The organism is Rhodopirellula sp. UH5 (assembly GCF_056839225.1).
Window position 1 is genome coordinate 515,244 of sequence record NZ_CM166390.1, and the last position, 21,996, is coordinate 537,239.

Here is a 21,996-nt window from a genome sequence, read left to right on the forward strand (position 1 = left end):
CGAGCTTTTGACAGTTTGGGCCTGGGCCGTTCTGCTAAGCCGAAATGATCAAAGTTTCTTTCGGCGACCCCGCATGAATGTGTTTCAAAGTTTGGTGTCCAGTTGGCCGTTCTGGGCGGTGTTGTCGGCATTGGCTGCGGCGCTCACGGCGGTGTTTGCCAAATTGGGTGTGAAAGGCGTGCCGCCGGACGTGGCCACGTTTGTGCGGACCATTGTGATTTTGGTCTTTGTCTCCAGTCTGTTGTTTGTGAGCGGACAATTTTCAATCCTTCGCTCGTTGTCACGGCGGTCGGTTTGTTTTTTGGTCCTGTCGGGACTGGCAACGGGAGCGAGCTGGATTTGCTACTTTCGGGCACTAGATCTTGGCAAGGCCGGGCAGGTGGCGAGCATCGACAAGATGAGCGTGGTGTTGGTGGCGATCATCGCGTTTCTGTTTTTGAATGAGCGGTTGTCGATGTTGGCAACGCTCGGTGTGCTACTCATTTCGGCTGGCGCCATTTTGGTCGCGGTCGCTGATTGAGAGGCAGGTCGACTTGTTCATCTGATGGACCACTTTCTTGTGAGCTGACTGTCACTTTTCTACGAAGTGGTTGGTTGTTGGGCCGTTGCTTTCTCTGGGCAGTTGGGTTTGCCAATTCAACGAGTCAGATCTTCGCAAGCTGTTCTTGAGCCCACGATGCAGTTGGTGGCTCGACTCGTTGGAGGTCCATCGCTCAAGCGGAGGGAATGGTTTCGAGTTGCCGCATTCCGATCCGAGTTCCGATGCAATTCAATCCCGGGTGCCAGATCAGATGACGGGGCAGACGTCGAACCATTCGCGTTTCTGGTCGAACATCCACTGCGAGCATTCCTCGGGGCCCCACAGTCCGGTTGGGTAGCTGTGCAGCGGCGGAGAGGCCGGGCTTCGCCAGGCTTCGATAATCGGGTCGATGATGCTCCAGGCGAGTTCCACTTCGTCACCACGGGCAAACAGGCTGGCGTCACCCTGGACCGCGTCGAGTAGCAGTCGCTGGTACGCATCGGGCATCTCGTCACCACCGATCGAATCTTGGAAATTGAACTCCAAGTGATTGGTGCGAGTTTTCATTCCTGCATCAGCGACCTTGGTTTCAAAGTGCAATTGAATGCCTTCGGCCGGTTGGACTTGGATGACCAAGCGGTTGCCCAGCTTGTTGTGGCGTTTGGATCCGCCGAACAATTGGTGAGGAACGTTTTTGAACTGGATGACGATCTGGGTGGTGCGGCACGACATGCCTTTGCCGCTGCGCAAGAAGAACGGCACACCCTGCCACCGCCAGTTGTCGCAATAGAGTTTCAAAGCGGCGAACGTCTCAGTCTGGCTGTCCGGTGGCACGCCTTCTTCTTGCAAGTAGCCATCGTATTGGCCGCGAACGGTTTGGGCCGCGAAATCGCCGCCGGTCATTTTGCGGACGCTATGAAGCACCTTGACCTTTTCGTCTCGAACCAAGGTCGCGTCGAATTTTGCCGGCGGTTCCATCGCCGTGATCATCATCAGTTGCAGGATATGGTTTTGGAACATGTCGCGGAGAATGCCGCTGTTGTCGTAGTACCCTGCCCGGCGGCCAATGACGACTTCTTCGGCCACGGTGATCTGAACGTGATCGATGTAATTCCGATTCCAGAGTGGTTCAAAGATGCTGTTGGCGAACCGCAGGGCAAAGATGTTCTGAACGGTTTCCTTGCCCAGGTAGTGATCGATCCGATAGATCTGGTCTTCGCGAAAAACGTGGTGGATCGATTCGTTGAGGTTTTGAGCCGTTTTCAGATCGGTGCCGAATGGTTTTTCGATGATCACGCGTCGAGCGCCGTTCTCGTCGCGTGCCAATCCTGCGTCACCGAGTTGTTGGATGGCTTCTTCGTACAACTGCGGCATCGTCGACAGGTAATAGACACGACCGGTCGGTTTGCCTTCTTCGATTTCATCCAAGAACTTCGCGAGGGATTGGAACGAGTCCGCGTCTTTGATGTCGCCAGGCTGATAGTAGATGTTGGGCGCGAAGGAGTCCCATGCTTCAGCGCGGAATGATTTGCCGACGTACTTCTCCGTCGTTTCGCGAAGCGACTCACGCCACTGGGAATGTTCGTAGGGGCTTCGCGAGACGCCCACGATGCGAGTCGATTCCGGTAACCGTCCGCGAGAGAAGAGCCGGAAGAGCGCGGGGATCAGTTTGCGGCTGGTCAGGTCGCCACTGGCACCGAAGATGACAATTGTATTGGACATGGTCTGCGCTGCGGGTCAAAAAGGATCGCGGTCAAACGGAAATAGAATCGAGATGAGCGTTGGTTTGCCGGAACCGACGTTTGCCGCAGGGAGTTTTGCTGAGGAGGTGTCCAACGCATTCCAAGGGGTCAATCGTCGTCGTCTGGTTTGTCAGGGTCGAACGGCTCGGAATCCAGGTACTCCGTGCCACTGGGATCGAACCCGCCGGAACCAAAATCATGATCGTCCAAGAAGGCTTCGTCGACGTCATCATCGAACGCCGAAAAGTCTTCGTCGATCGTCCCGGGGTCCAGCAGGTGTTCGGGGATCTCGCGACCGTCTTCTGGGATCCAGCGAATCGTGGGGCGAGGCGGATCGGAGAGCGATTGGTCACATTCCATCGCCAACCAAGTCTGGCCCCCAGGGCCGTCGGCCGTGTCACCCGTTGTCACTTCTTCGTCGCCCGCTAACAAATACAGCGAGGCGTGGCGGAGAAATCGCTCGACATCTTCGGCAACGTATTCCGACAGCGGGAACACGGCTTCCATGTCCGGCAGATCGAACTGGCCGTTGCCCACGGTGTCCATGATCGCAAATCGATTGTCATCAACGTACACCCGGACATTCGTCCACATATCCAGCGGTGGCAGTTCCAGGTTCCAAGCGTGGTTGAGTCCTTGGCGAAGAACGTTTTCGTCACACAGGACTTCGCCGCCGGGATTGAAGTAGCAAATCGCGTCGGGCGACTCGAGCAGCGCGGCAACGGCTTTGGTCAAGAAATGCAATTCGTCGATGGCTTCGTAGTCATCGGGAACGAGAGGCAGATCATCATCGTCCTCCTCTTCGTCTTCTTCGGTGCCCAGCACGTAGCTGATCAACAACCGGATATGGCAGGTGTGCTCGGATTGGATGTCCGGCATGTCGTCCCAGTGCCGCGTTTGGTCGCAAGCTCGCGAAAGGCATCCGGGGAATGCGAGTGGTCCGAATTGGCCGAGTGACCAAGCGACGAATCGCTCCGGTGATTCATCTGGATCACCCATGTCATCGGGCCAGGGGATCGATGCCGGCGTGACCAGCAAGTGGCCGCCCACTTCCGGCCGGAATTCGTAGATCAGCGTTTCAGGGGAATCCTCATCCTCCAGCGATTCCTGGCGGCCGGCCAACTGGAACTGCTTCAGGCGTGATTGGATTTCGTCCAACTCGAGCGGACGGCGCAATAGCACGCACATGCCCTGGGTGAACAATCCTTTCGCCATCAATCCAAATCTCCGAATCCGGTGGGTTCCAAACCGCGGAGTTTACCCGCATTGCATCGGTCTCACGACCCCTGCATCCAGTGCCCGCGTGCAGATCCTCTCGGCGACAGTGGGGGCAAGTTTCGGATCAGCCCAGGCGTCGGGTGAAGCAATCCGCACGACTAGCTCCGTCGAGGTGTGCACGCCTGGTGAGATTAGGGGCCGCCTGATTGGGGTCTCATGTCGCGAATGTGGTCGCATTCTGAGACCAGTGTGGCCATTTTGGTGGCGGCGATGCTTGGGGATCCGAATTTCTCGTTCAATTCTCAAAAAATCGAGGTTGGCGGCTCGTGGTCCGGCAAGCGAATGCCATTGTGGGGGCATTGCAACCTTCGTTTGCTATCAATGTTAGATCGTTGTCCACTGGCCAATCGAACGGCGAAGTTTGAGTAAAATTTTTACTCTCGTGGTAACAACTAAGATCCTTTCTTGCGGACTGGCGCAGACAAAGAAAAAAAAACGAGCTGAGTACATTTTTCCGAAGGCCAATTTGCGCATTTTTTTCGTATTCTATTTTTGCTGCAAAACGGCCGAATGGATCGGAGTCATCAAGTCGATACAACGTTTTTAAATGCTGTAATCCCGTAAAAAACGAAGTGAACGCGATCCTTGGAGGGGGTCGCCGCGTAACAGAACCTGTTCACGGGCTGGCTAACGTGGCGGGGCGGTTTGCCCTTCGGCGGCGGACGAGAATTTGACTCAGCCATTATCGAGAAATCGATTTTTGTGGTCACCGATTCAAACTCTAAGTCTGCCAGTCTTGTGACATGAAACGATTAGATGCACCCTATTAGGGAAGTGTTCGTCTCTTTCGAAGGGGGGGGGTAAAATTGAGCGTTGCTCAATTTGCTAAATATCTCTTTCGCTGGAGGGGATGGGTTGAAACCCCCGTTTTTGCTTGCATTGCGAGTTTTTCGGCATTTCCGGCATAGGGAGTGCGTAAATGACATCGCTCGATTGACCGGAGCGTCACTGGCCTATTGGTGTTAATAAGCTAAGGTTTAGACGTGCAAAGGATCGTGCGGTGCGAAGTCGATGGACAGATGAGTCACATGTCAACTATGCCGGTTTTCGCCGTTAGTTGTTTGAGTTACAAACCATTTTACCCACTTCGATTGCCCAGCAGCCCACCACGGCTCCCGCTCATACCTCTTCTCTGAATGGAATTTACTGATGTCAAAACGCTTACTGATTGTCGACGACCACGAAGTCTCCCGGCTGGGGACTCTCTCCGCCCTCGAAGGGACTGGGATCGAAGTGGTTGCGCAAGCCGACAAGGCTGCCGACGCTCTTGAGATCGTCTCCAGCACCCCCCTCGATGCCGTGTTGCTTGACATCCGGATGGAGGGCGGTGACGGTTTGAACACGCTTGGCCGTATCAAGCTCGATCACCCTGACCTGCCGATCCTGTTGTTCTCGGGCTATGACAACCCAACCTACGTCGCGCGTGCAGTTGCTCTCGGCGCTTGTGGTTACATCCTGAAAACGGCCCCCGTCGAACGATTGATCGAAGCCTTGAACTTGGCTTTCGACGGTCAGCAATCTTGGACACGCGAAGAACTTCGCCGCGTCACAGGTGCCTTGGCGACTCCTCGCATGAACCAAGACATCGACGTGCCGTTGACTCAGCGCGAGAGCGAAGTGCTGCGTCAAATGGCGTTGGGGCTGACGAACAAAGAGATCGCCAAGATGTTGGGCATCAGCTACGAAACCGTCAAAGAGCACGTGCAGCACATCTTGCGTAAGCTCGGCGTTTCGGACCGAACCCAAGCCGCCGTATGGGCCGTTCGTAAGAACTTGGTCTGAATTCGATCTTGGAAGAGAGGTCGTCCTTGGTCCCTGCGATTGGGGCGACCAGTGAATTCAACAGACGTCTCGCAATTCGGCAAAGCCACCTTGCTTCGGCCGAACTTCTGTTTCGCGGACGTGTCTGACATGGGGCGAGTCGATCGATTCCTCGTTCTGGTGGGCTCATGTGGCCTGCCTTCGTGAGTGAGCCCTGCCTGGAACCGTCACTGCTAGGTGATGATCCGTGCGCATGCATGGCGGGTGCCGCAGACTGTTCATTTCGACGCCATTTTGGGCCGTGAAATGTTCTGGAAAAACGCTAAACTGCTCGCTTGTTCCATCTACTTCTTTCTTGACTTCTGTTCCGGACGTGCTTGATGTCTCCTAGAAAAGGCAGCGATTTCGCTGGTCTGTCTACCGCCATTGTGACCCCCTTTCGCGATGGACAAGTCGACGAGAAACGTTTGGCTGAACAAATCGATTTTCAAATCGATGCTGGCGTGACTTGCATCGTGCCGTGCGGAACGACGGGTGAGTCACCCACGTTGACCCACGAAGAACACGAACGCGTGATCTCATTGACGATCCAGCGTGTGGCGGGGCGTGTGAAGGTCATGGCTGGCACGGGCAGCAACAGCACTGCTGAAGCACTGCGTTTGACTCGTCGTGCCGCCGCCGAAGGCGCTGATGCAACGTTGCAGGTGGCACCTTATTACAACAAGCCAACGCAAGAAGGCATGTTCCAGCACTTCCGTGCTGTTGCAGAATCCGTCGACATTCCAGTTTGCGTTTACAACATTCCTGGCCGCTCGGCAAAGAACATCGAAGTCGACACGATTGTGCGATTGGCAGAGTTGCCAGGGATCACGATGGTCAAAGAAGCGACCGGTTCTTTGGATCAATGCACGGCGATTTTGGGCGCGACGAACCTGACCGTGTTGTCGGGTGACGATTCGTTGACCTTGCCAATGATGAGCGTGGGTGCCGAAGGCGTGATTTCAGTTGCTGCCAACTTGGTTCCCTCCGTGATGTTGGAAATGGTTCAAACCGCAGCAGCGGGTGATTACACCAAAGCGGCGGAACTGCATCATCGTTTGTATTCGTTGTGCAGCAAAATGTTGGGGCTTGCGACCAACCCAATCCCTGTCAAAGCTGCGATGCAAATGGTCGGTCGCGACACCGGCGAGATGCGTTTGCCGATGGTGCCATTGGACGATGCAGACCGAGCGACCCTGCAAGAGACGTTGATGAAGTTTGGCATGGAGTCAGAAATCGTCGGGCAATTGCAAACCAGCGGTGCGTGAGCACCTGGTGACTCGAGGCCACTGAGTGGAAAGTGTGCGGCGTCCGAACGGATGCCGCATTTTTTGTGCGCTCGCAGGGATGGGCAACCGAATTCATGGATGGTGGATGGCACCAATCGGCAATCAGCACGCGCGCTCGCCAGTCGCGGAGCGACGACAGCCGAAAGCCTTGGGTTTCAACCCAAGGTCACCAGCAACGCGACACGTTCCCCAAGTCGCGGAGCGACGACATCCGGGTACGCGTTCCGAACACCTGCCGCCGCTTCGCGGCTGGTCCGTTTTGATGCTGGCTCACGAGACCTCGGGTTGAAACCCGAGGCTGCCAGCTGTCACCGCTCCGCGGTTGAATTTGTGAACGCAGCACGCATTCACAGGCACGCGTGCTCACCAGTCGCGGAGCGACGACAGCCGAAAGCCTTGGGTTTCAACCCAAGGTCACCAACACCACAACACGTCCCCCAAGTCGCGGAGCGACGACATCTGGGTACGCGTACCGAACACCTGCCGCCGCTTCGCGGCTGGTCCGTTTTGATGCTGGCTCACGAGACCTCGGGTTGAGACCCGAGGCTACCAGCTGTCACCGCTCCGCGGTAGAATTTGCCAACGCAGCACGCATTCACGGGGCCAAACGCCCGCCACAGCGGGGGGGCGGAAAGCGTGCGCGTCGCGGTTGCCGTCAGGCGCCGGCCAGTTCCGATTGGGCGTCGACGCTTTCGCCGGATTGCCAGACGGTGAAATCGTTTTCGTCTCGGATCACGCGGTTGTAGGTCGTGTCGCGTTCAATCGGATCCCGGCCGGCTTCGCGAATCAGGTCTTTGATTTGGTCGACGGACATGAACTCGGGAGTCTTGGCACCAGCGTCGTGATAAATCAACTCATGCCGGACGGTTCCGTCGATGTCGTCCGCACCGTAAGCCAACGCGGTCTGCGCCGTTTCAATTCCGAGCATGATCCAGTAGGCCTTGATGTGCTGGACGTTGTCCAGCATCAGGCGGCTGATCGCCATGGTTCGAAGGTCCATCAGGCCCGATGGCTTCTTCAGGTCCGAGAGCTTCGTGTTGTCGGGGTGGAATGCCAACGGGATGAAGACTTGGAACCCGTTGGTTTTGTCCTGCAGTTCTCGCAAACGCATCAAGTGATCGATGCGGTGGAAGGCTTTTTCCACGTGGCCATAAAGCATCGTGCAGTTGGTCTTCAGGCCAATCCGATGGGCAGTCCGGTGAATTTCCAACCATGCCGGTGTGTTGGCTTTGTGTTCGCAAAGTTGGTCGCGAACCTCGGGGTGGAAGATCTCAGCTCCGCCGCCAGGCATGCTGCCCAGACCCGCGGAACGCATGTCGTCCAAGACCCACTCGAATGACTTCTTGGTTTGGAATCGGAACCAATCGATTTCAACGGCGGTCCAGGCTTTCAAGTGAATCTTGGGGTAGTTCTCTTTCAGCATCGAGATGATGTCGCGATACCACTCGTATTTTCGTTGGTGGTGCAGTCCACCGACAATGTGCATTTCGGTGCAACCGTTGGCCGTCGCTTCGGCACCTCGATGCAGGATCTGCTCGTCGGTCATCGCATAGCCATTCTCGTCGCGAAGGTCTTTGCGGAACGCACAAAAGCGGCATCGGTACACGCACACGTTGGTTGGGTTGAGGTGCGTGTTGATGTTGTAGTAGCCAACGTTGCCGTTCTTTCGTTCGCGAACGAAGTTGGCCAATTCGCCGACCTGTTGAATCGACACCTCGGGATCGTAGAGGAACAAACCGTCTTCCATTGACAGGCGTTGTTCAGATTCGACCTTGTCACGAATTTCGCGAAAACGGGCGTCTCGTTCGTTGGCTTGCATGGTGAAAATTCGAGAGGAAGGCAAATCGAGAATGAGTCGTTGAAAGCACTCAATGATCAACCGCTAAACGAAGCAGTCAATCACTCCGGCGGCCATCAATATCAAACTAACGATGGCATTGGTATGGAAAAAGGCTTGGTTGACACGAGACAGGTCGTTCGGGGAAACCAATCGGTGCTGGTAGACGACCAAGGCCGCGGTCAGCACCACCGCCACGATGAAAATGCCGCCCAGCCCTGACGAGCCGCCGGTCCAGGCCAGCAGTCCCAGAGCCAGAATCATCGCGACATGCGAAGCCGCCGCAACCCGCAGTGCCCCGGAAACGCCGCGGCGCGACGGAACGCTATGCAGTCCTTCGGCGGAATCGAATGCGGCGTCTTGGCAGGAATAGATGATGTCAAAGCCCGCGACCCAGAATGCAACGGCGACCGCCAACCAGCCAGGGACCCAAAAATCGGTGGGGAACTGGAGCACGATTTCGCCTCGGATAGCAGCCCAAACGCAGAGGGGGGACAGGCTGAGTGCGACGCCCAACCAGAGGTGGGCTGACGAGGTGAAGCGTTTCGCGAGCGAGTAACCACACAAAAACAGCAGCACTGGTAGCGAGGCAAACAGCGGCAAACGGTTGGGCAGGAACAACAGCGTCGCGGCGACGAAGCCCAGCCCGCACAGAATCGTGAACGCGAGCACCGCTGGAGCGGACAGCACCCCCGCGGGAATGTGCCGAGTCGCGGTCCGCGGATTGGCGGCATCGATCCGGCGATCGACCCAGCGGTTGAATGCCATCGCGGCACTGCGAGCCAAGACCATGCACAGCAGAATCCCCAGGATGTCTCGCAGCCGGACGTGGGGGTAAAGCAGTGCGTCAGCGGCGCCGGGCAATTCACCGGAAGAGTCGAGTGTCGGCGACGCTGGGATCGTGGTCGCTGTGGGAAGCGGCGTTGCCCAGGCCAGAAACGCGGCCAGAATGGCAAACGGCAACGCAAAGATCGTGTGCGAAAACCGGATCAGACCCAGCCAGTCATTGAGTTTTGCCATGGTGATCGGTTCCCTCAGGCGTCCTTCCAGCGTTGGATCAACCCGTTGTCCAGCCCGATTTGGTCCATGATGCGGGCGACGACGAAATCAACCAAGTCCTCGAGTCGTCGGACGTCGTGATACCAGCCCGGCATGGCGGGCAAGATCACAGCGCCGGCGGCCGCCAGCCGATGCATGTTCTCAATTTGCAGGACGCTCATCGGGGTTTCTCGCGGCACGACGACCAGTTTGCGGTGTTCTTTCAGGTGCACTTCGGCGGCGCGTTGGATCAGGTTTGACGCGGCGGATCTGGCCACGCCTGACAAGGTGCTGCCGCTGCATGGGCAGAGCACCATGGCATCGGTCAGGAACGACCCACTGGCGATGGGCGTCATGTAGTCATCGTGTTGGTGATAGTGCAGGCGGTCATCGCCGCCGGAATCGATCGGGTCGAACTGCGGGGCTGGTTCGCTGGCCCACGCAGGAACGCAGCCGAGCAATTCATTCAGGTTGATCGCACGCAGGTTCAATTGCAGTCCCATCTCTTGTTGCAGCACCGCCGCGCCACTGGGGCTGATTGTCAGATGCACCTCGACGTTGGGGTCCCGCCGCATGATTTGCAGCAGTCGAACCGCGATCGGGGCGCCGGAGGCTCCCGTGATCGCCAGAACGATCCGTCGTCGACGTTTCGGTCCGTCGCTCATGTGCTCACCAAGGCTTCGTCTTCACGTTGAGCCGCCTGCTCGGCATGCGTGGTTGTCCTGCCTGGTTTTTCACCAACGTAAATCGTCGCGACACCCAGGGTCAGCGGCCGGAAAGTGACATGGAGCAAACCGATGTCACGCATCCGTCCGGCAAGAGCTTCGCCGCAGGGAAATTTGCCCACCGATTCGGGCAGGTACTCGTAAGCGGACTTGTCGTTGCGAGCCATCCACTGGCCGATGCGAGGCAAGACATGGCGGAAGTAAAAGCTGTAGGTCTGCTTCAGAACTGGCAGGGTTGGCTGCGAGAACTCCAGCACCAGGACTTGCCCACCGGGTTGGCAAACGCGAGCCATTTCGGACAAGCCTTGATCGGTGTCGGCGATGTTTCGCAATCCGAAGGCGACGGTCACGCACTGGAACGCGTTGTCATCGAAGGGCAGAGCCATCGAATCGGCTTCCAAGAACGGAATCGTTTGCCGCCCGGAACCGCCCGCCGTGTCGCGCACCCGAGCGGCTTCCTTGTCGCGAGCAATTTCCAGCATCGCGTGACAGAAATCGCTGCCGACGACTTGGATGTCCGGGCCGGCCGCATCGGCAATCGCGATTGCCAGGTCTCCCGTGCCGCAGCACAGATCCAAGATGGGGGCATCGCCTTCGATCTTCAGCGTCTGAACCGCTTTGCGACGCCACCACTTGTCGATGTTCAACGACAGCAGGTGGTTCATCGCATCGTATCTGGGAGCGATCTGGCGAAACATTTCTCGCACTCGCTCACCGCTTTTGTCCAAGCCGTCAACCGTTGCCGGAGGATTCGCTGACTCATTCGCCGAACCATTGGACTGGTGGGACCGGTCTACGTTTGGGACACTCATGCGACGACTTAGAAAGGCAACGAGAAGGAAGGGGAAGTGGTTTCGTGCGAGTGCTGCTATTTGACATCGACGGGACGCTTTTGACGACCGCGGGTGGCGGGAATCGAGCGCTCCGGCAAGCGATTGAACAAGAATTTTCAGTTGAAAATCCAGACACCGAGATCTCATTTTCGGGCCGCACGGACCGCAGTCTGATGGTGGAATTGTTGCAGCGGAACAGGGTTTCGCCGACAGACGCCAATTGCGGTCGGTTGCGACGTCGCTATGGATCCCTGTTTGGGGGTGAACTGCGTCGCTCGGGAGGCACACTGCTGCCGGGTGTCTTGCCTTTGTTTCAAGCTCTGCATTTGGTCCCGAACCTGGACATTGCTGTCATGACCGGGAATTTCCCTGAGACGGCAACACAGAAACTGGAGTATTTCGAGATTCGTCGCTGGGTTCGCTGGATCATCGGAGGCGACCTGGACGTGCACCGTGACGACATGGCACGGCGAGCGGCGACGTGGGTGGCTCGGCGGCACGGGGACGCTCACCAGCAAACCATCGTGATCGGTGATACGCCGGCGGACGTGTTGTGCGGGCGAGCGATCGGGGCCAGAACGCTGGCCGTCAGCACCGGCGAATTTTCGCGGGAAGAACTGGCACCGACGGAACCCACGATGTTGTTGGACGATTTGTCGGACACCGAGCGAGTCGTCCGGTTCCTGGTCGACGATGAGCTTTCGCCCGTGCTGGAGCGTTGAAGCTGACCTTGCCGGCGAGCTTGCTGAAATTCAGGCGATTCCGTGGGCGGGCATTCTTGAGCGAATCCGCGAAATTTTTCGCAACTCAATTCGAATCAGTGTTGTGAACAATGGGTTTCGTTTCGTAACGTCCCTGCCATGAACGTTCTGCGTCAACGCTCCGAAACAGCTTTCCTCGCGGTCACACTTTTGTGGGCCTGCGTTGCGACGGGCTGCTCGCAAAACCCGTACTTGGCGGGCGGGGGCACCTCCGTGTGGCAACCACCACCGAGCACCACCGCGGTCAATGGCATCCAAGCCCAGGTCTCCGAGCTGAACCGACGTGTTCAGCTCCTCGACGACAACAATCGCCAGCTCACCACTCAGTTGGCACAAAGCGAACAGCAAGCCCAGGTTTACCGTGACGAACTGAATTTGGTTCGCAAGCAATTGTCCGACACAACGCAGCAGTACGAGTCCGCTCGCATTGTTGCTCAAGACGCACAAACGCAAGCACGGAGTTTCCAGGCGTCCGCTCAGATGCGTGGCGGGGCGACGATTCGCGCCAACACGAACCTCAACCAGATGGCGGGGCGTTTGAACCTCGGTGGTTTGAAGGTGGAGCAAGACGGCGAAGTCCTCCGAGTCATTTTGCCAAGCGACCAATTGTTTGCTCAAGGAACCGGGCAACTTCAACCTTCCGCCGGATCGGTCTTGGACCCCACCGCGGCTCAGATTCGGGCGGTGTTCCCTCGCCAGCGAATCGGCATCGAAGGTTACACCGACAATGCACCGGTGTATGGAGGAGCCGCAGGCAGTGCTCATCAGCTCACCTCCGCTCAAGCGAGTGCGGTGCTGGATTGGCTGACTCGTCGGAGCGGCATGCCTGCTCAGCAGTTGTTCACCGTCGCTCAGGGTTCCAACAACCCACGTCAAGACAACGCGACTCCCGCTGGACGTGCCGCGAATCGCCGCGTCGAACTGGTGATCTACCCCGAGTCGTTCTGATCTCCCGGGTGGTGGTCGCCGAGTTTGGCGGTGGAGAGCGAAGGCGGGTGTTAAGCAGGTCGGCAGGAATGATCAAGCACAACCATGTGAGCCGGTTGTGCGTGAAAACCGTGCCTAATGCCAACGGCTCACATACCCGATGACACATGCGTACCTGCTTAGCTCAGGTCGACCTTGCCGTCGCTGGTTCCGAATTGTTCCGCCTCGATTCCCATCGCGTTGAACATCGAAACATACAGATTGCACAAGCGTGATTTTTCAGGGGTGATCAGGCGACGACCGGTGCGAATCGCACCGCCGCCCCGGCCAGCCATCAGCAACGGCAGGTTTTCGATGTCGTGTTTGTTGCCGTCTCGAATCGTCGATCCAAACATCACCATCGAGTTGTCCAGCAGCGTTGTGTCGCCTTCTTTGAGCGATCGCATGCGGTCGATCAGGTAAGCGTATTGCTCGATGTGCCAGGTTCCGATTCGCTCGTATTCAGCGATGCGGTCGGCTTCGTTGCGGTGATGTGAGATTCCATGGAAGGAACTGTTCACGCCGTCCAGGAACGAAAAATTTCTGCCGGTTTGAGCGTTGCCCATCATGAACGTTGCCACGCGAGTGGAGTCGGTCCAAAACGCCAGCACCATGATGTCCATCATCAAGCGAACGTGCTCGATGTGTTGTTCGGGCAAGCCTGGTCCAGGTCGCGGGACGTCAATCTTGCCTTCGTTGATCCAACGCCGTTGGGGCTTCATCGAGGCTTCAATGCGTTGCTCGACACTGCGTACGCTTTGCAGGTATTCGTCCAGTTTGGCACGGTCTTCACTGCCGAGTTGGCGTGACAACCCACGGGCGTCTTCGAGGACGATGTCCAGCACACTGGTTGTGTCTCGCTGGAGTGATTTTGCGATCTGCGGGTCATGCAAGTTCAGTCCGGAGACGGGCGGTGACGCCGCCCCGCCACGGAACAATCGGTCGAATGCGAGTTGCGGAACGATCTCGTTGGGCAACGGTGTGTGTCGGTCTCGCCAGGCGATGTGGGATCCGTAGATCCGAGTGAAACCGCCGCCGACATTGTCGACTCCGGTGTACGCGGAATCGACTCCCAGTTCCAAACTAGGAAGCGGCGTGTGGGAACCGAGCTTGGAAGCGATGAATTGGTCCGCCGACATGCTTCCGGTGTCCATGTCGCGACCGGACGTTCGCAGCACAAAACCGCCCGACAAGAACGCGGGCACTTTTGGCCAGTGACCATTCCGCATGTTCACGTTGGGATGGTGCAAATTCTCCAGCAAGAGGACTTCGTCACGGACGTCTGCCAATGGTTTGAGCATTGGGGTGAGATCGAACTGGTCGCTGTTCTCCTTCACTTCGGGGGTCCAGTTCGCGGGGTTCACGCCGTTGGGCATGAACAGGAACGCGGCGCGAACGGGAGGCCGATCAAGTGGTTTGACTTTGCCGTTCTCGTCCACTGCTGGCGTGGAATCATCTGCGGGCTCGCCGGCCATCGCATGCAGCCAGGGCAGGCTGATCCCGATCGCGGAGCCTTGCGACAGTCCACGCAACAGGCGACGTCGTGACAGGCGGGCTCGCTTGGTTCGAATCAGCATTGTCTAGCCTCGGTTTTGAAAGGGAACGCTTTGGATGATGGCGTGAATCAATTCGCGAGTTTGCAGATCGTTCTCGAGCAATCGATTGCGAATGGAGTCGATGGTGCAGGCGTCGGCTTCTTCCAGGCTGCGTGCCAGTGCGAACCCAAGCATGCGGCGAATGTACTCGTCCAGGAAAGCCTCTTGGCGAGCCATCAACACCGCCCTCAGTTCATCGACACCGTCAAACGTTTCACCGCTTGGCATTCGGCCGGAACTGTCAATTTTGGGAAGGCTCTTCAGCTTTTCTGGATGCTTCTTCGCCTTCTCTTGCCAGGCTGCTTCGCTCTCGGGACCACGTTCCCGATCACGCCAACGGCCGATCACATCGAAGTTTTCGAGAGCGAATCCAATTGGGTCAATCAAATCGTGACAAGCTGCGCAGGTGGGGTTCTCACGGTGTTGTTCCAGTCTCTCGCGGACGGTGGTTTTGCCAGATTCCTTTTCGCCGCCGGGCAGCGATGGCACGTCCGGGGGAGGGGCGGGAACTCGAGTTCCGAAGATGGTTTCCAAGACCCAAGCTCCACGAAGAACAGGGCTGGTCCTTCGCGAATAACTGGTCAGCATGTGAACGGCTCCCAGGCCCAATGCGCCGGCGCGTCGCGATGACTCGGGATCGTTGTCGGTTTCGATGGGCAAGAAGTCGTTCTTGTCGCCGTTCCACTTCTTGGCGGTTTGATCCATGCCATAGTGTTTCGCCAGTCGATGGTTGACGACGACCGTGTTGGAATCAATCCAATCGGTGACCGGCCGATTTTCGCGAATCATCCAAGCCATGGTTTGTCCGACCTGTTCGCGAAGATCGCGGACCAGTTCATCGTTGTAGGCCGGTTTGAAGAAGCTGGTGTCAGGGATGACTGTGTTGCCGACGGCCGTCGTTCCGAGCCATTGGCTTGCGAAGGCATCAGCGAAACGTTTCGATCGCGGGTCCGCGAGCATTCGGTCCACTTCTTCGTGAAGCGTTTGGGGGACACTCAATTCATTTTGTTCGGCCAGTTTCAACAGACGCTCGTCTGGCAGCGAGTACCACAGGAAGAACGAGAGCCGAGTTGCGAGTTCTAGGTCCGAAATCGGCTGGATGCCTGACGCGTCGTCGTCCGCTTCGCTGATGTAAAGAAAATGAGGCGATGTCAAAACGGCTTGCAGGGCCAACTGCAAGGCCGCCCGTGGTGTCTCACCACGCTTGACCACATGATCGAACAAGAGCATCCATCGATCGATCGTGGACGACTCAATCGGGCGACGCCAGGCCTTCCGGGCAAACCGTGACAATGCCGTCTTGGCATCTTCACGCGACAAGGCGTGTGTGAGCGCATCTTGGTCGGGCGAGAGCCCCAAGATTTTTGCGGTGGCGGACAATCGCTTCTGCAGCGAGTCGCCGCCGTGCTGGGTGAACTCACGAGAGAAATTTTGCTGGAGTTGATTGATGGGAGTCTTCGCGTTTTGGCTCGCGAATTCGCGAACGATCTCGGAGATCTTTTGTCGATCGCGTTCGACTTGTTGTCCTTTGCGATACTCCACGCGAGGCAACTGCAGCAGGCGGACTTGTTCGATCGGTGGTGCATTCGAGCCAGTTGCATTTGCATCGGTGGCATCTGCATCCGCGAGTGAAGTGCGGACTGCAATGACGTGTTGTCCCTTTGGCAATGAGACGGTCATCCAGTGCTGGCCATCGCGTCGATCGTTTGGTGTCAGTGTTCCGGCGACGATGCCGTCGACTCGAACCTGGACGTGCGTCTGTTCGGGGGCATCCGGAGGCAGGCGGATCCACAGCCCGAATGTTTCGGCGGTGCTGCTCAGCAACGAATGCCTTGCGTCGGCCGCGCCGGCAAGCTTTTTGAATTCACTGACGCGTGGCTTCAGCACGATGGCTTGGTCGATGACAGCGGACGCAACCTCCAGGTACCGTTCCATCAACAGGGGCGGCATGAAGAGTGTTTCGCCATTGTTGTTGAAGCCTTCGCCACCGCCACCGTCGGCTGGGAAGGTTTCGACGAAATCAAAGTCCAGACCAGTCAGTTCGTTGATCGCGTGTGTGTATTGGTCTCGGTTCAATCGGCGTGGGACCGGACGCCCGGCGAACTCGTCTCCATCGCACGCGGTGGCGGTCAGGTGATGGCTGATCCACTGAGACAGTTGCAGGCGTTCTGCTTCGGTGGGTTGAGCCACGTCGGCAGGCGGCATCGTTCGGTTGTGCAGTTGCTCGGCGGCGCTCGACCAGATCTCGCGGCGAAGTTGAATCTCGTCCGTCGTCATCGATTTCAAAAAGCCCACCGGGTCTTCTTCGTCATCGGGTGAATGGCAATCACCGCAGTAGGTGACCAACAGCGGGCGAACGCTGTCTTCGAACGAGGTCAGGGCGACGGGGGTTGGGACGATTGAATCTGTTGCTTCGGAATTGTCATCGCTGTAGCAATACGGAGAGACAGTGAGCGAGCCAAGCAAAAGGATCAGTCCCGGCGCGATCATGCCGAGCGGAATTTGAAGCCTGGTACACATAAGCAAGGGGCAGGAAAAGCGTTCGCAAATCGATCGCGAGAGCTTTGGGAGGGAGGGACGAGATCGGCGGGACGAACTCGGGGTGGGTGTCGGGGTGGGTGTCGGGGTGGGTGTCGGGGTGGGGCAGCATTGTCACCGCTGGCGAGAGCCAATGCAAGTTTCTCAGGGCGATGTTTCGACGCGCAGCATGCTCAGGCTCTTCTGAGTGGCATCGATTTCAAATTTGAATTCGCCCAGGTAGCTCATTCCCAGCATCGGGTCGGCGCGGGACGCGATCGGTTCCAAGATCGCACACGACACCTCTTTGGCTTCGAATTGCCCGACGCGGACGGAGGCCAGTTTGACGCGTTTGGCTGAGATCTCATCGCCATTTGCCATCACCAAACGCAACAGCGGAGCATCTGTCGGGATTTCGATTTGAAGCTCTTTCGCGATTTCTGCCGGCAATGTCACCAGCGTGGCGCCGCTGTCGACGACCATGCGGACGGGTTGGTTGTTGACGCTGACGGTCACGTACAGGGATCCGTTGCGTTCAATTTCCAGCGGAATCGATTCCGAGAAAACCTCTTGTTCGACCTTTGCCAGTCGAAGTTCGATCGTTTGCAAGATGTCCTCTGCCGAGATCGATGCCGGGATCCCTTGGTTCGCATTCATGACCTGAATCGCGATTTTGACCTTGGGGTCTTCCAGCTTTTCGGAGATTGAAACACGCATGGTGTTCAACTCCTTGCGAATTTGAAAGACGGACTCGGCGTAGGCGGCCTCTTTCGAGTTCAACTCCGAACGCTGTTGATTGGCCAGTTCTTGTGTTTTGGTTCGCTGTGATCGGAACTGGCCGAAACGAGTTCGGTTGGCGTTGATCAAAGCGACGATTCGGTTGTTGGATGCGACGTCGTTTCCAGCGACGCGAGCCAATTGCAGATTCAGTTCACCGTCTTGGGTTTCCAAGTTGCGAATTTGATCGTTGATTTGCTGGACTTGAGCGAGCAAGCCGTTCAGTTCCTTTTGTTCCAACGTCAATTCACGTCGTTGCTTGGAGAGAGCGGTCATGGCTCGGGCGATGTCAGCGGACTCATTGGCGATGAGCGATTTACCGCTGCGCCGGAGGCCCGTTTCTTGAAGAATCTTTTCCGCCTTCGCTTCGACACTGGCGGAATAGCGAGTCACCTGCGGCGTGTCGGCTGACGTTTGTTCGGAAGGATCGTCTTCGGCGAGCAACGTTTGGGCGGGGAGTTTTGAAAGGGGGAATGTCGCCAACCAACCGAAGGCCACGATCAAGCAACCCGTTCGAATGCAGTTGAAACTCGTTGAATTATGCGCGTTCGCAGAACGCGACGCCTGGTTCGGTCGGCAGTCCAGCAGGTGGCTGCGGAGGCGATGGCAGTTGGTTTGCATCGGACGAGCTTGACGAAAGGACGTGGGAAAGCCAGTTTGGTTGACGACGGCGATGCAGTCGAACGTTTGCCGGGATTGTGATTCGAGTTCGGTCAATCGAACCTTGCCAAAATGAGCAGGGAATTCCGCTGAGCATCGCTTGAGGCGATTGTAACAAGCCCTCCTGCGGAAGGAGTCCCTTTCCGACCCAGAAGGAGGCTTGTGACTTGAAAACACTGATGCTGAACGACCAACCAGATTCAACGAGGATCCTCCCATGCAGCCGCCTGTCAAAGTCAATTGCCCCACGTGCCATCGCCGTTTTCTTTCAGATGAGACGCCTGCGATGCCATTTTGTTCCGAGCGGTGCCAGCTGATTGATTTGGGCCGCTGGATGAACGAGGAGATTGGATTGCCGCATGAAGGTGAGCCTGGCGATGCGCCGGTGGAATACTTGGACGACCTTGATTCGTCTCAGCCCAGCCCGGAACGGCACATGGGGCAGTCGTATCGATTTGAGGATTGAGACGACTTCTTTGTTTGGGCGTTCTCTCAAAGTGCGTGATTGCAGATCGCGTGGCGACTGGGACTGGACTTTTCAATCAGACTGGCCGACAATTCGGGATTGCGAACGAACCTTTCCCTCGGGGAAGGTTTCTTTTTTTATGTCTCCAGCCAAACACACGTAGGATCGCGAAATGGTCGAATTGGTGCCAATGACCCGAGAGGGCTACAACAAGATCAAGGCCGAGATCAATCGCATGGAAAACGAAGAAATGCCGATGATCGTGCAGAAAATCGCAGAGGCTCGCGAAGAAGGTGACTTGAAAGAGAACGCGGAGTATCACGCTCAGCGCGAGAACCAGGGCATGTTGATGGCGAAGATCAACGAACTCCGCGACAAGATCGCGCGTGCGTCGATCATTGATGTCTCGTCGTTGCCCAAAGACGAAGTTGTGTTTGGCTGCACCGTGACGGTGGAAGACGTCGCCTATGGTGACGAAGAACAGTTCACCTTGGTGGGCGCTGGCGATGAAGATTACGACAGCGGCAAGATTCTGGTGACCAGTCCGTTCGGCCAAGGCTTGGTCGGCAAGAAGGTTGGCGAAGTGGCTGAGGTCGATGTGCCGGCCGGAAAGTTGAAATTCAAAATCCTGAAGATTGAATTCAACCTGTGAGTTCCACCAACGATGAAAACTCACCGGCATCGGCCCCGTCCGGTGCCGGTGCCGAATCCAGTTCGCGTTCGACGAGCACGCCCGAACAGCAAGAGCCGGGGTGCATGCCGATCGCGATTGCATGCACATTGCTGATGGGGATTGTGTCGTTTGTGTTTTGTGGCGTCACCACTTGGGTGCTGTTTCAGAAACGAACGGAGGTCGCTGTCCGAACATTGGTCGGGTACGTCGACGTCATCGAGCAGAGTCTGTTGCCACCCGATGAAAAGAAGTCCGTCATCGAGCAGTTGGAAACGACGATCAAAGAGATGCGAGCGGAGGATTATCCGCAAGAGAGAGCGTCTGCCGTGATGCAACGTTTGGTGCGTTTGCCCATTCCTCAGTACGGGGAACTCGACGTGATCGACGCGTTCATCCAAGACAACTTTGATGACGCGGAACGCGACGACGGTCTGAAGCAGATCTCTCGCTTGCGTCGTGCCATTGAACGAGGCAAAGCAACGGTCATTGATGTCAACGATGTCTTGCTGCCGACCACGCAAGTCGACACCACGCATCCGCTGGGACGAGTCCTGAAGCAACCGCTCGCTGCCGATGACATTCGGGATGTGGTCGAGCGAGCCAAGTTGGTTGGTGACCGCGATGATCTGGCCGATCAATTCTTTGAGCGCAAACCAATCGATGAGATCCTGAAACGTGAGTTGACTGCCGCGGTCGACCAAGGCGGCTTCTGAAGGAATCCGCACCGGGAAAGCGTCGACGTTTGTTCGGCGGTTGGTGTGCCGGGAGCAGCGTTCAGGCGCCTTCGCAGGGGCTTCGCGAACCCAACATTCGTGATCCCTCGATCCAATCCGCCAAAATGTCCAGCTCGGCAATGCTTGCAAATGGGATTCTGTCGTGGCGGCTTCAGGCAGAAAATCTTCGACCGTTCTTCTGAATTTGCTGTGAAACAGCCAGCGTTCATTCGTGCGAATCGACGTCGTTTTGAGAACGTCTCGCATTTGGGGGGGATTGGTTTCGGGCGAATTCGTTGATCGATTGGCGGCCAAACTGTCAGAAAGGCACTCACGAAGGCGTTGGGAGCCGGAAAAGTTGAGTTGACCCGCACCAGTTGGTGCTTTCGTGCCCCACACCAGTGCCAGGAAGGGGTTCTGAGTTGCAATTCCCTCTCGCGCCTGGAATAATGCATACGCTAGCGATCGAACAGACCGGCGACTGCCGGATCGCGTCGTCTCTTTTCTCCTCGCCTTTGGACACCGCCATGAAAACCAAACCGTCCGGTTTCACTCTCGTCGAATTGTTGGTGGTGATTGCCATCATCGGCATCTTGATGGGACTGCTGATTCCTGCTGTCAACGCAGCACGGGAAACCGCCCGCCGCAATCAATGCAGCACCCAAATCAAGAACCTTTCCCTGGCGGCAATCCAATACGCGAACTCCAAGGGCGAACTGCCCGGTTATGTTCAAAGCTTCGGCCGTCACGACAGCTACATCGATCCATCGGATCCAAGTAACTCGGGTGCCGCACTCGCTCCTCACATGAAGATCGGGACTTGGGCAGTTGCATTGTTGCCATGGCTCGACGCACAACCCACTTACGAGCATTGGAGTGAGGATCGTTACCCGATCCTTCACACCAATGTGTCTGGTGCTGAGCATGAAGCCACCAGCGGTGCTTCTGGCGATGGTTTTCACTCCTTGGCCGCTCCTAACCTGGCGCTGATGCAGTGCCCTAGCAATCCGGTTGCCGTTGGCGATTATGCGAAAAACAGCTACATCGCTAACAACGGCCTGTGCCATACGACTGGCCCATCGGGTTTCTTGGCCGCTCCCTCTGGAACCAGCGTTTTCGGAGAGTCTCAGGACCGAGCCAACGGCGTATTCAATTGCAAGTACAACGTGACGAGCATCAACTCGCGTGGCGATGGCGTTCATGAGTACGAAGGTCCCAAGGTTCGTTTGGACGACTTCAAAGACGGTGCTGGTAACACCATGCTGTTCGCCGAAAGCGTTCAAGCCCTTCCTTGGAGTCGTGCTGGATTCATCAACGCCAGCAACGTGACTCTGGCTGATCCAGCTCACAACGACGTTGTGTTTTCGGTCGAAAACGCTCGTTATGTTCACGGGATGGTTTGGCACTACGCTGACCCGAAGAACTCGGATGCCGCCTTGGCTTCTTTCTGGAACAAAAACGGAAATGCCGGTCCTCAGGTTCCAAATGCTGTCTTGAGCTTCTACAAAATCAATGGCGGCGGAACATCGGTCTCCGACGAGATTTTCAATCTGCAGATGTCGACCGGCAACGCAGCCCAGCTTGCTCGTCCTTCGTCGGCTCACGTCGACGGTGTCAACGTTGCCATGGCAGACGGTGGGACTCGGTTCATTCCAGACAACATCGACTATCGTGCTTACCAAGCGTTGCTGACACCTCGTGGCAAGAGCAGCAATGTTCCGTTCCCCGAGTACGTCTACAGCGACGAAGAAAACTAAGAGACGGTTTGTTCGCTAGTTCAAACGAAACGGCATCCTTCGGGGTGCC

General features: G+C 56.9%; 18 protein-coding genes. 9 read left to right on the plus strand and 9 right to left on the minus strand.

What is annotated here, in order from left to right:
- The first annotated feature begins 73 nt into the window (after positions 1–73).
- Positions 74–520, plus strand: coding sequence for an EamA family transporter (locus UH5x_RS01860; RefSeq protein ID WP_482634515.1), 447 nt, complete (start codon positions 74–76; stop codon positions 518–520).
- A 267-nt stretch (positions 521–787) separates the two neighbouring features.
- Here UH5x_RS01860 and zwf read toward each other — a convergent pair whose 3' ends face one another.
- On the minus strand, positions 788–2,242 hold the full coding sequence (gene zwf / locus UH5x_RS01865) for a glucose-6-phosphate dehydrogenase (RefSeq protein ID WP_047816203.1): 1,455 nt from the start codon (positions 2,240–2,242) through the stop codon (positions 788–790).
- A 128-nt stretch (positions 2,243–2,370) separates the two neighbouring features.
- Positions 2,371–3,477 carry a DUF4261 domain-containing protein gene (locus tag UH5x_RS01870; RefSeq protein WP_047816202.1) on the minus strand — a complete coding sequence of 369 codons (1,107 nt, stop codon included), beginning with the start codon at positions 3,475–3,477 and terminating at the stop codon, positions 2,371–2,373.
- A gap of 1,212 nt (positions 3,478–4,689) precedes the next feature.
- Between UH5x_RS01870 and UH5x_RS01875 the strand changes: the two genes are divergently transcribed.
- Together UH5x_RS01875 and dapA are read left to right on the plus strand one after the other, a co-directional pair.
- Positions 4,690–5,322, plus strand: coding sequence for a response regulator (locus UH5x_RS01875; RefSeq protein ID WP_047816200.1), 633 nt, complete (start codon positions 4,690–4,692; stop codon positions 5,320–5,322).
- Positions 5,323–5,681: 359 nt separating this feature from the next.
- The gene (gene dapA, locus UH5x_RS01880; protein WP_482634516.1) at positions 5,682–6,608 is read left to right on the plus strand and encodes a 4-hydroxy-tetrahydrodipicolinate synthase; all 927 of its coding nucleotides are present in this window, start codon (positions 5,682–5,684) and stop codon (positions 6,606–6,608) included.
- A gap of 676 nt (positions 6,609–7,284) precedes the next feature.
- Here the strand turns inward: dapA and mqnE are convergent.
- The 4 genes from mqnE to ubiE all read right to left on the minus strand — a co-directional run bounded on the left by mqnE (position 7,285) and on the right by ubiE (position 11,041).
- A complete protein-coding gene (gene mqnE / locus UH5x_RS01885; RefSeq protein ID WP_047816196.1) occupies positions 7,285–8,448 on the minus strand; it encodes an aminofutalosine synthase MqnE in 1,164 nt (387 codons plus the stop codon).
- A 63-nt stretch (positions 8,449–8,511) separates the two neighbouring features.
- Complete coding sequence (locus tag UH5x_RS01890) at positions 8,512–9,486, minus strand: UbiA-like polyprenyltransferase (protein WP_482634517.1); 975 nt, start codon at positions 9,484–9,486, stop codon at positions 8,512–8,514.
- 14 nt (positions 9,487–9,500) lie between these two features.
- Positions 9,501–10,169 (minus strand): UbiX family flavin prenyltransferase, encoded by a 669-nt coding sequence (locus tag UH5x_RS01895; protein ID WP_482634518.1) that lies wholly within the window; start codon positions 10,167–10,169, stop codon positions 9,501–9,503.
- Positions 10,166–11,041, minus strand: coding sequence for a bifunctional demethylmenaquinone methyltransferase/2-methoxy-6-polyprenyl-1,4-benzoquinol methylase UbiE (gene ubiE, locus UH5x_RS01900; RefSeq protein WP_047816193.1), 876 nt, complete (start codon positions 11,039–11,041; stop codon positions 10,166–10,168). The genes UH5x_RS01895 and ubiE overlap by 4 nt, the downstream gene beginning before the upstream one ends.
- A gap of 44 nt (positions 11,042–11,085) precedes the next feature.
- Between ubiE and UH5x_RS01905 the strand changes: the two genes are divergently transcribed.
- Positions 11,086–11,784, plus strand: a complete 699-nt coding sequence (locus UH5x_RS01905) for an HAD family hydrolase (RefSeq protein ID WP_047816192.1) — start codon at positions 11,086–11,088, stop codon at positions 11,782–11,784.
- Positions 11,785–11,922: 138 nt separating this feature from the next.
- On the plus strand, positions 11,923–12,771 hold the full coding sequence (locus tag UH5x_RS01910) for an OmpA/MotB family protein (RefSeq protein WP_482634519.1): 849 nt from the start codon (positions 11,923–11,925) through the stop codon (positions 12,769–12,771).
- A 158-nt stretch (positions 12,772–12,929) separates the two neighbouring features.
- On the opposite strand, the gene UH5x_RS01915 is transcribed toward UH5x_RS01910, so the two are convergent.
- From UH5x_RS01915 to UH5x_RS01925, 3 genes are all read right to left on the minus strand, one after another.
- Positions 12,930–14,366 (minus strand): DUF1552 domain-containing protein, encoded by a 1,437-nt coding sequence (locus tag UH5x_RS01915; RefSeq protein WP_047816190.1) that lies wholly within the window; start codon positions 14,364–14,366, stop codon positions 12,930–12,932.
- A gap of 3 nt (positions 14,367–14,369) precedes the next feature.
- On the minus strand, positions 14,370–16,874 hold the full coding sequence (locus tag UH5x_RS01920; protein ID WP_482634520.1) for a DUF1592 domain-containing protein: 2,505 nt from the start codon (positions 16,872–16,874) through the stop codon (positions 14,370–14,372).
- A gap of 192 nt (positions 16,875–17,066) precedes the next feature.
- On the minus strand, positions 17,067–18,182 hold the full coding sequence (locus UH5x_RS01925) for a retropepsin-like aspartic protease family protein (protein ID WP_482634521.1): 1,116 nt from the start codon (positions 18,180–18,182) through the stop codon (positions 17,067–17,069).
- Between the two features lie 373 nt (positions 18,183–18,555).
- Here UH5x_RS01925 and UH5x_RS01930 point away from each other — a divergent pair, with 373 nt between their 5' ends.
- The 4 genes from UH5x_RS01930 to UH5x_RS01945 all read left to right on the plus strand — a co-directional run bounded on the left by UH5x_RS01930 (position 18,556) and on the right by UH5x_RS01945 (position 21,947).
- Positions 18,556–18,804 carry a DNA gyrase inhibitor YacG gene (locus UH5x_RS01930; RefSeq protein ID WP_482634522.1) on the plus strand — a complete coding sequence of 83 codons (249 nt, stop codon included), beginning with the start codon at positions 18,556–18,558 and terminating at the stop codon, positions 18,802–18,804.
- 172 nt (positions 18,805–18,976) lie between these two features.
- Positions 18,977–19,456, plus strand: coding sequence for a transcription elongation factor GreA (gene greA / locus UH5x_RS01935; RefSeq protein ID WP_047816187.1), 480 nt, complete (start codon positions 18,977–18,979; stop codon positions 19,454–19,456).
- Complete coding sequence (locus tag UH5x_RS01940) at positions 19,453–20,190, plus strand: hypothetical protein (RefSeq protein WP_482634523.1); 738 nt, start codon at positions 19,453–19,455, stop codon at positions 20,188–20,190. Before greA ends, UH5x_RS01940 begins: the two co-directional genes overlap by 4 nt.
- A 527-nt stretch (positions 20,191–20,717) precedes the next feature.
- A complete protein-coding gene (locus UH5x_RS01945; RefSeq protein WP_482634524.1) occupies positions 20,718–21,947 on the plus strand; it encodes a DUF1559 family PulG-like putative transporter in 1,230 nt (409 codons plus the stop codon).
- Positions 21,948–21,996 lie beyond the last annotated feature (49 nt).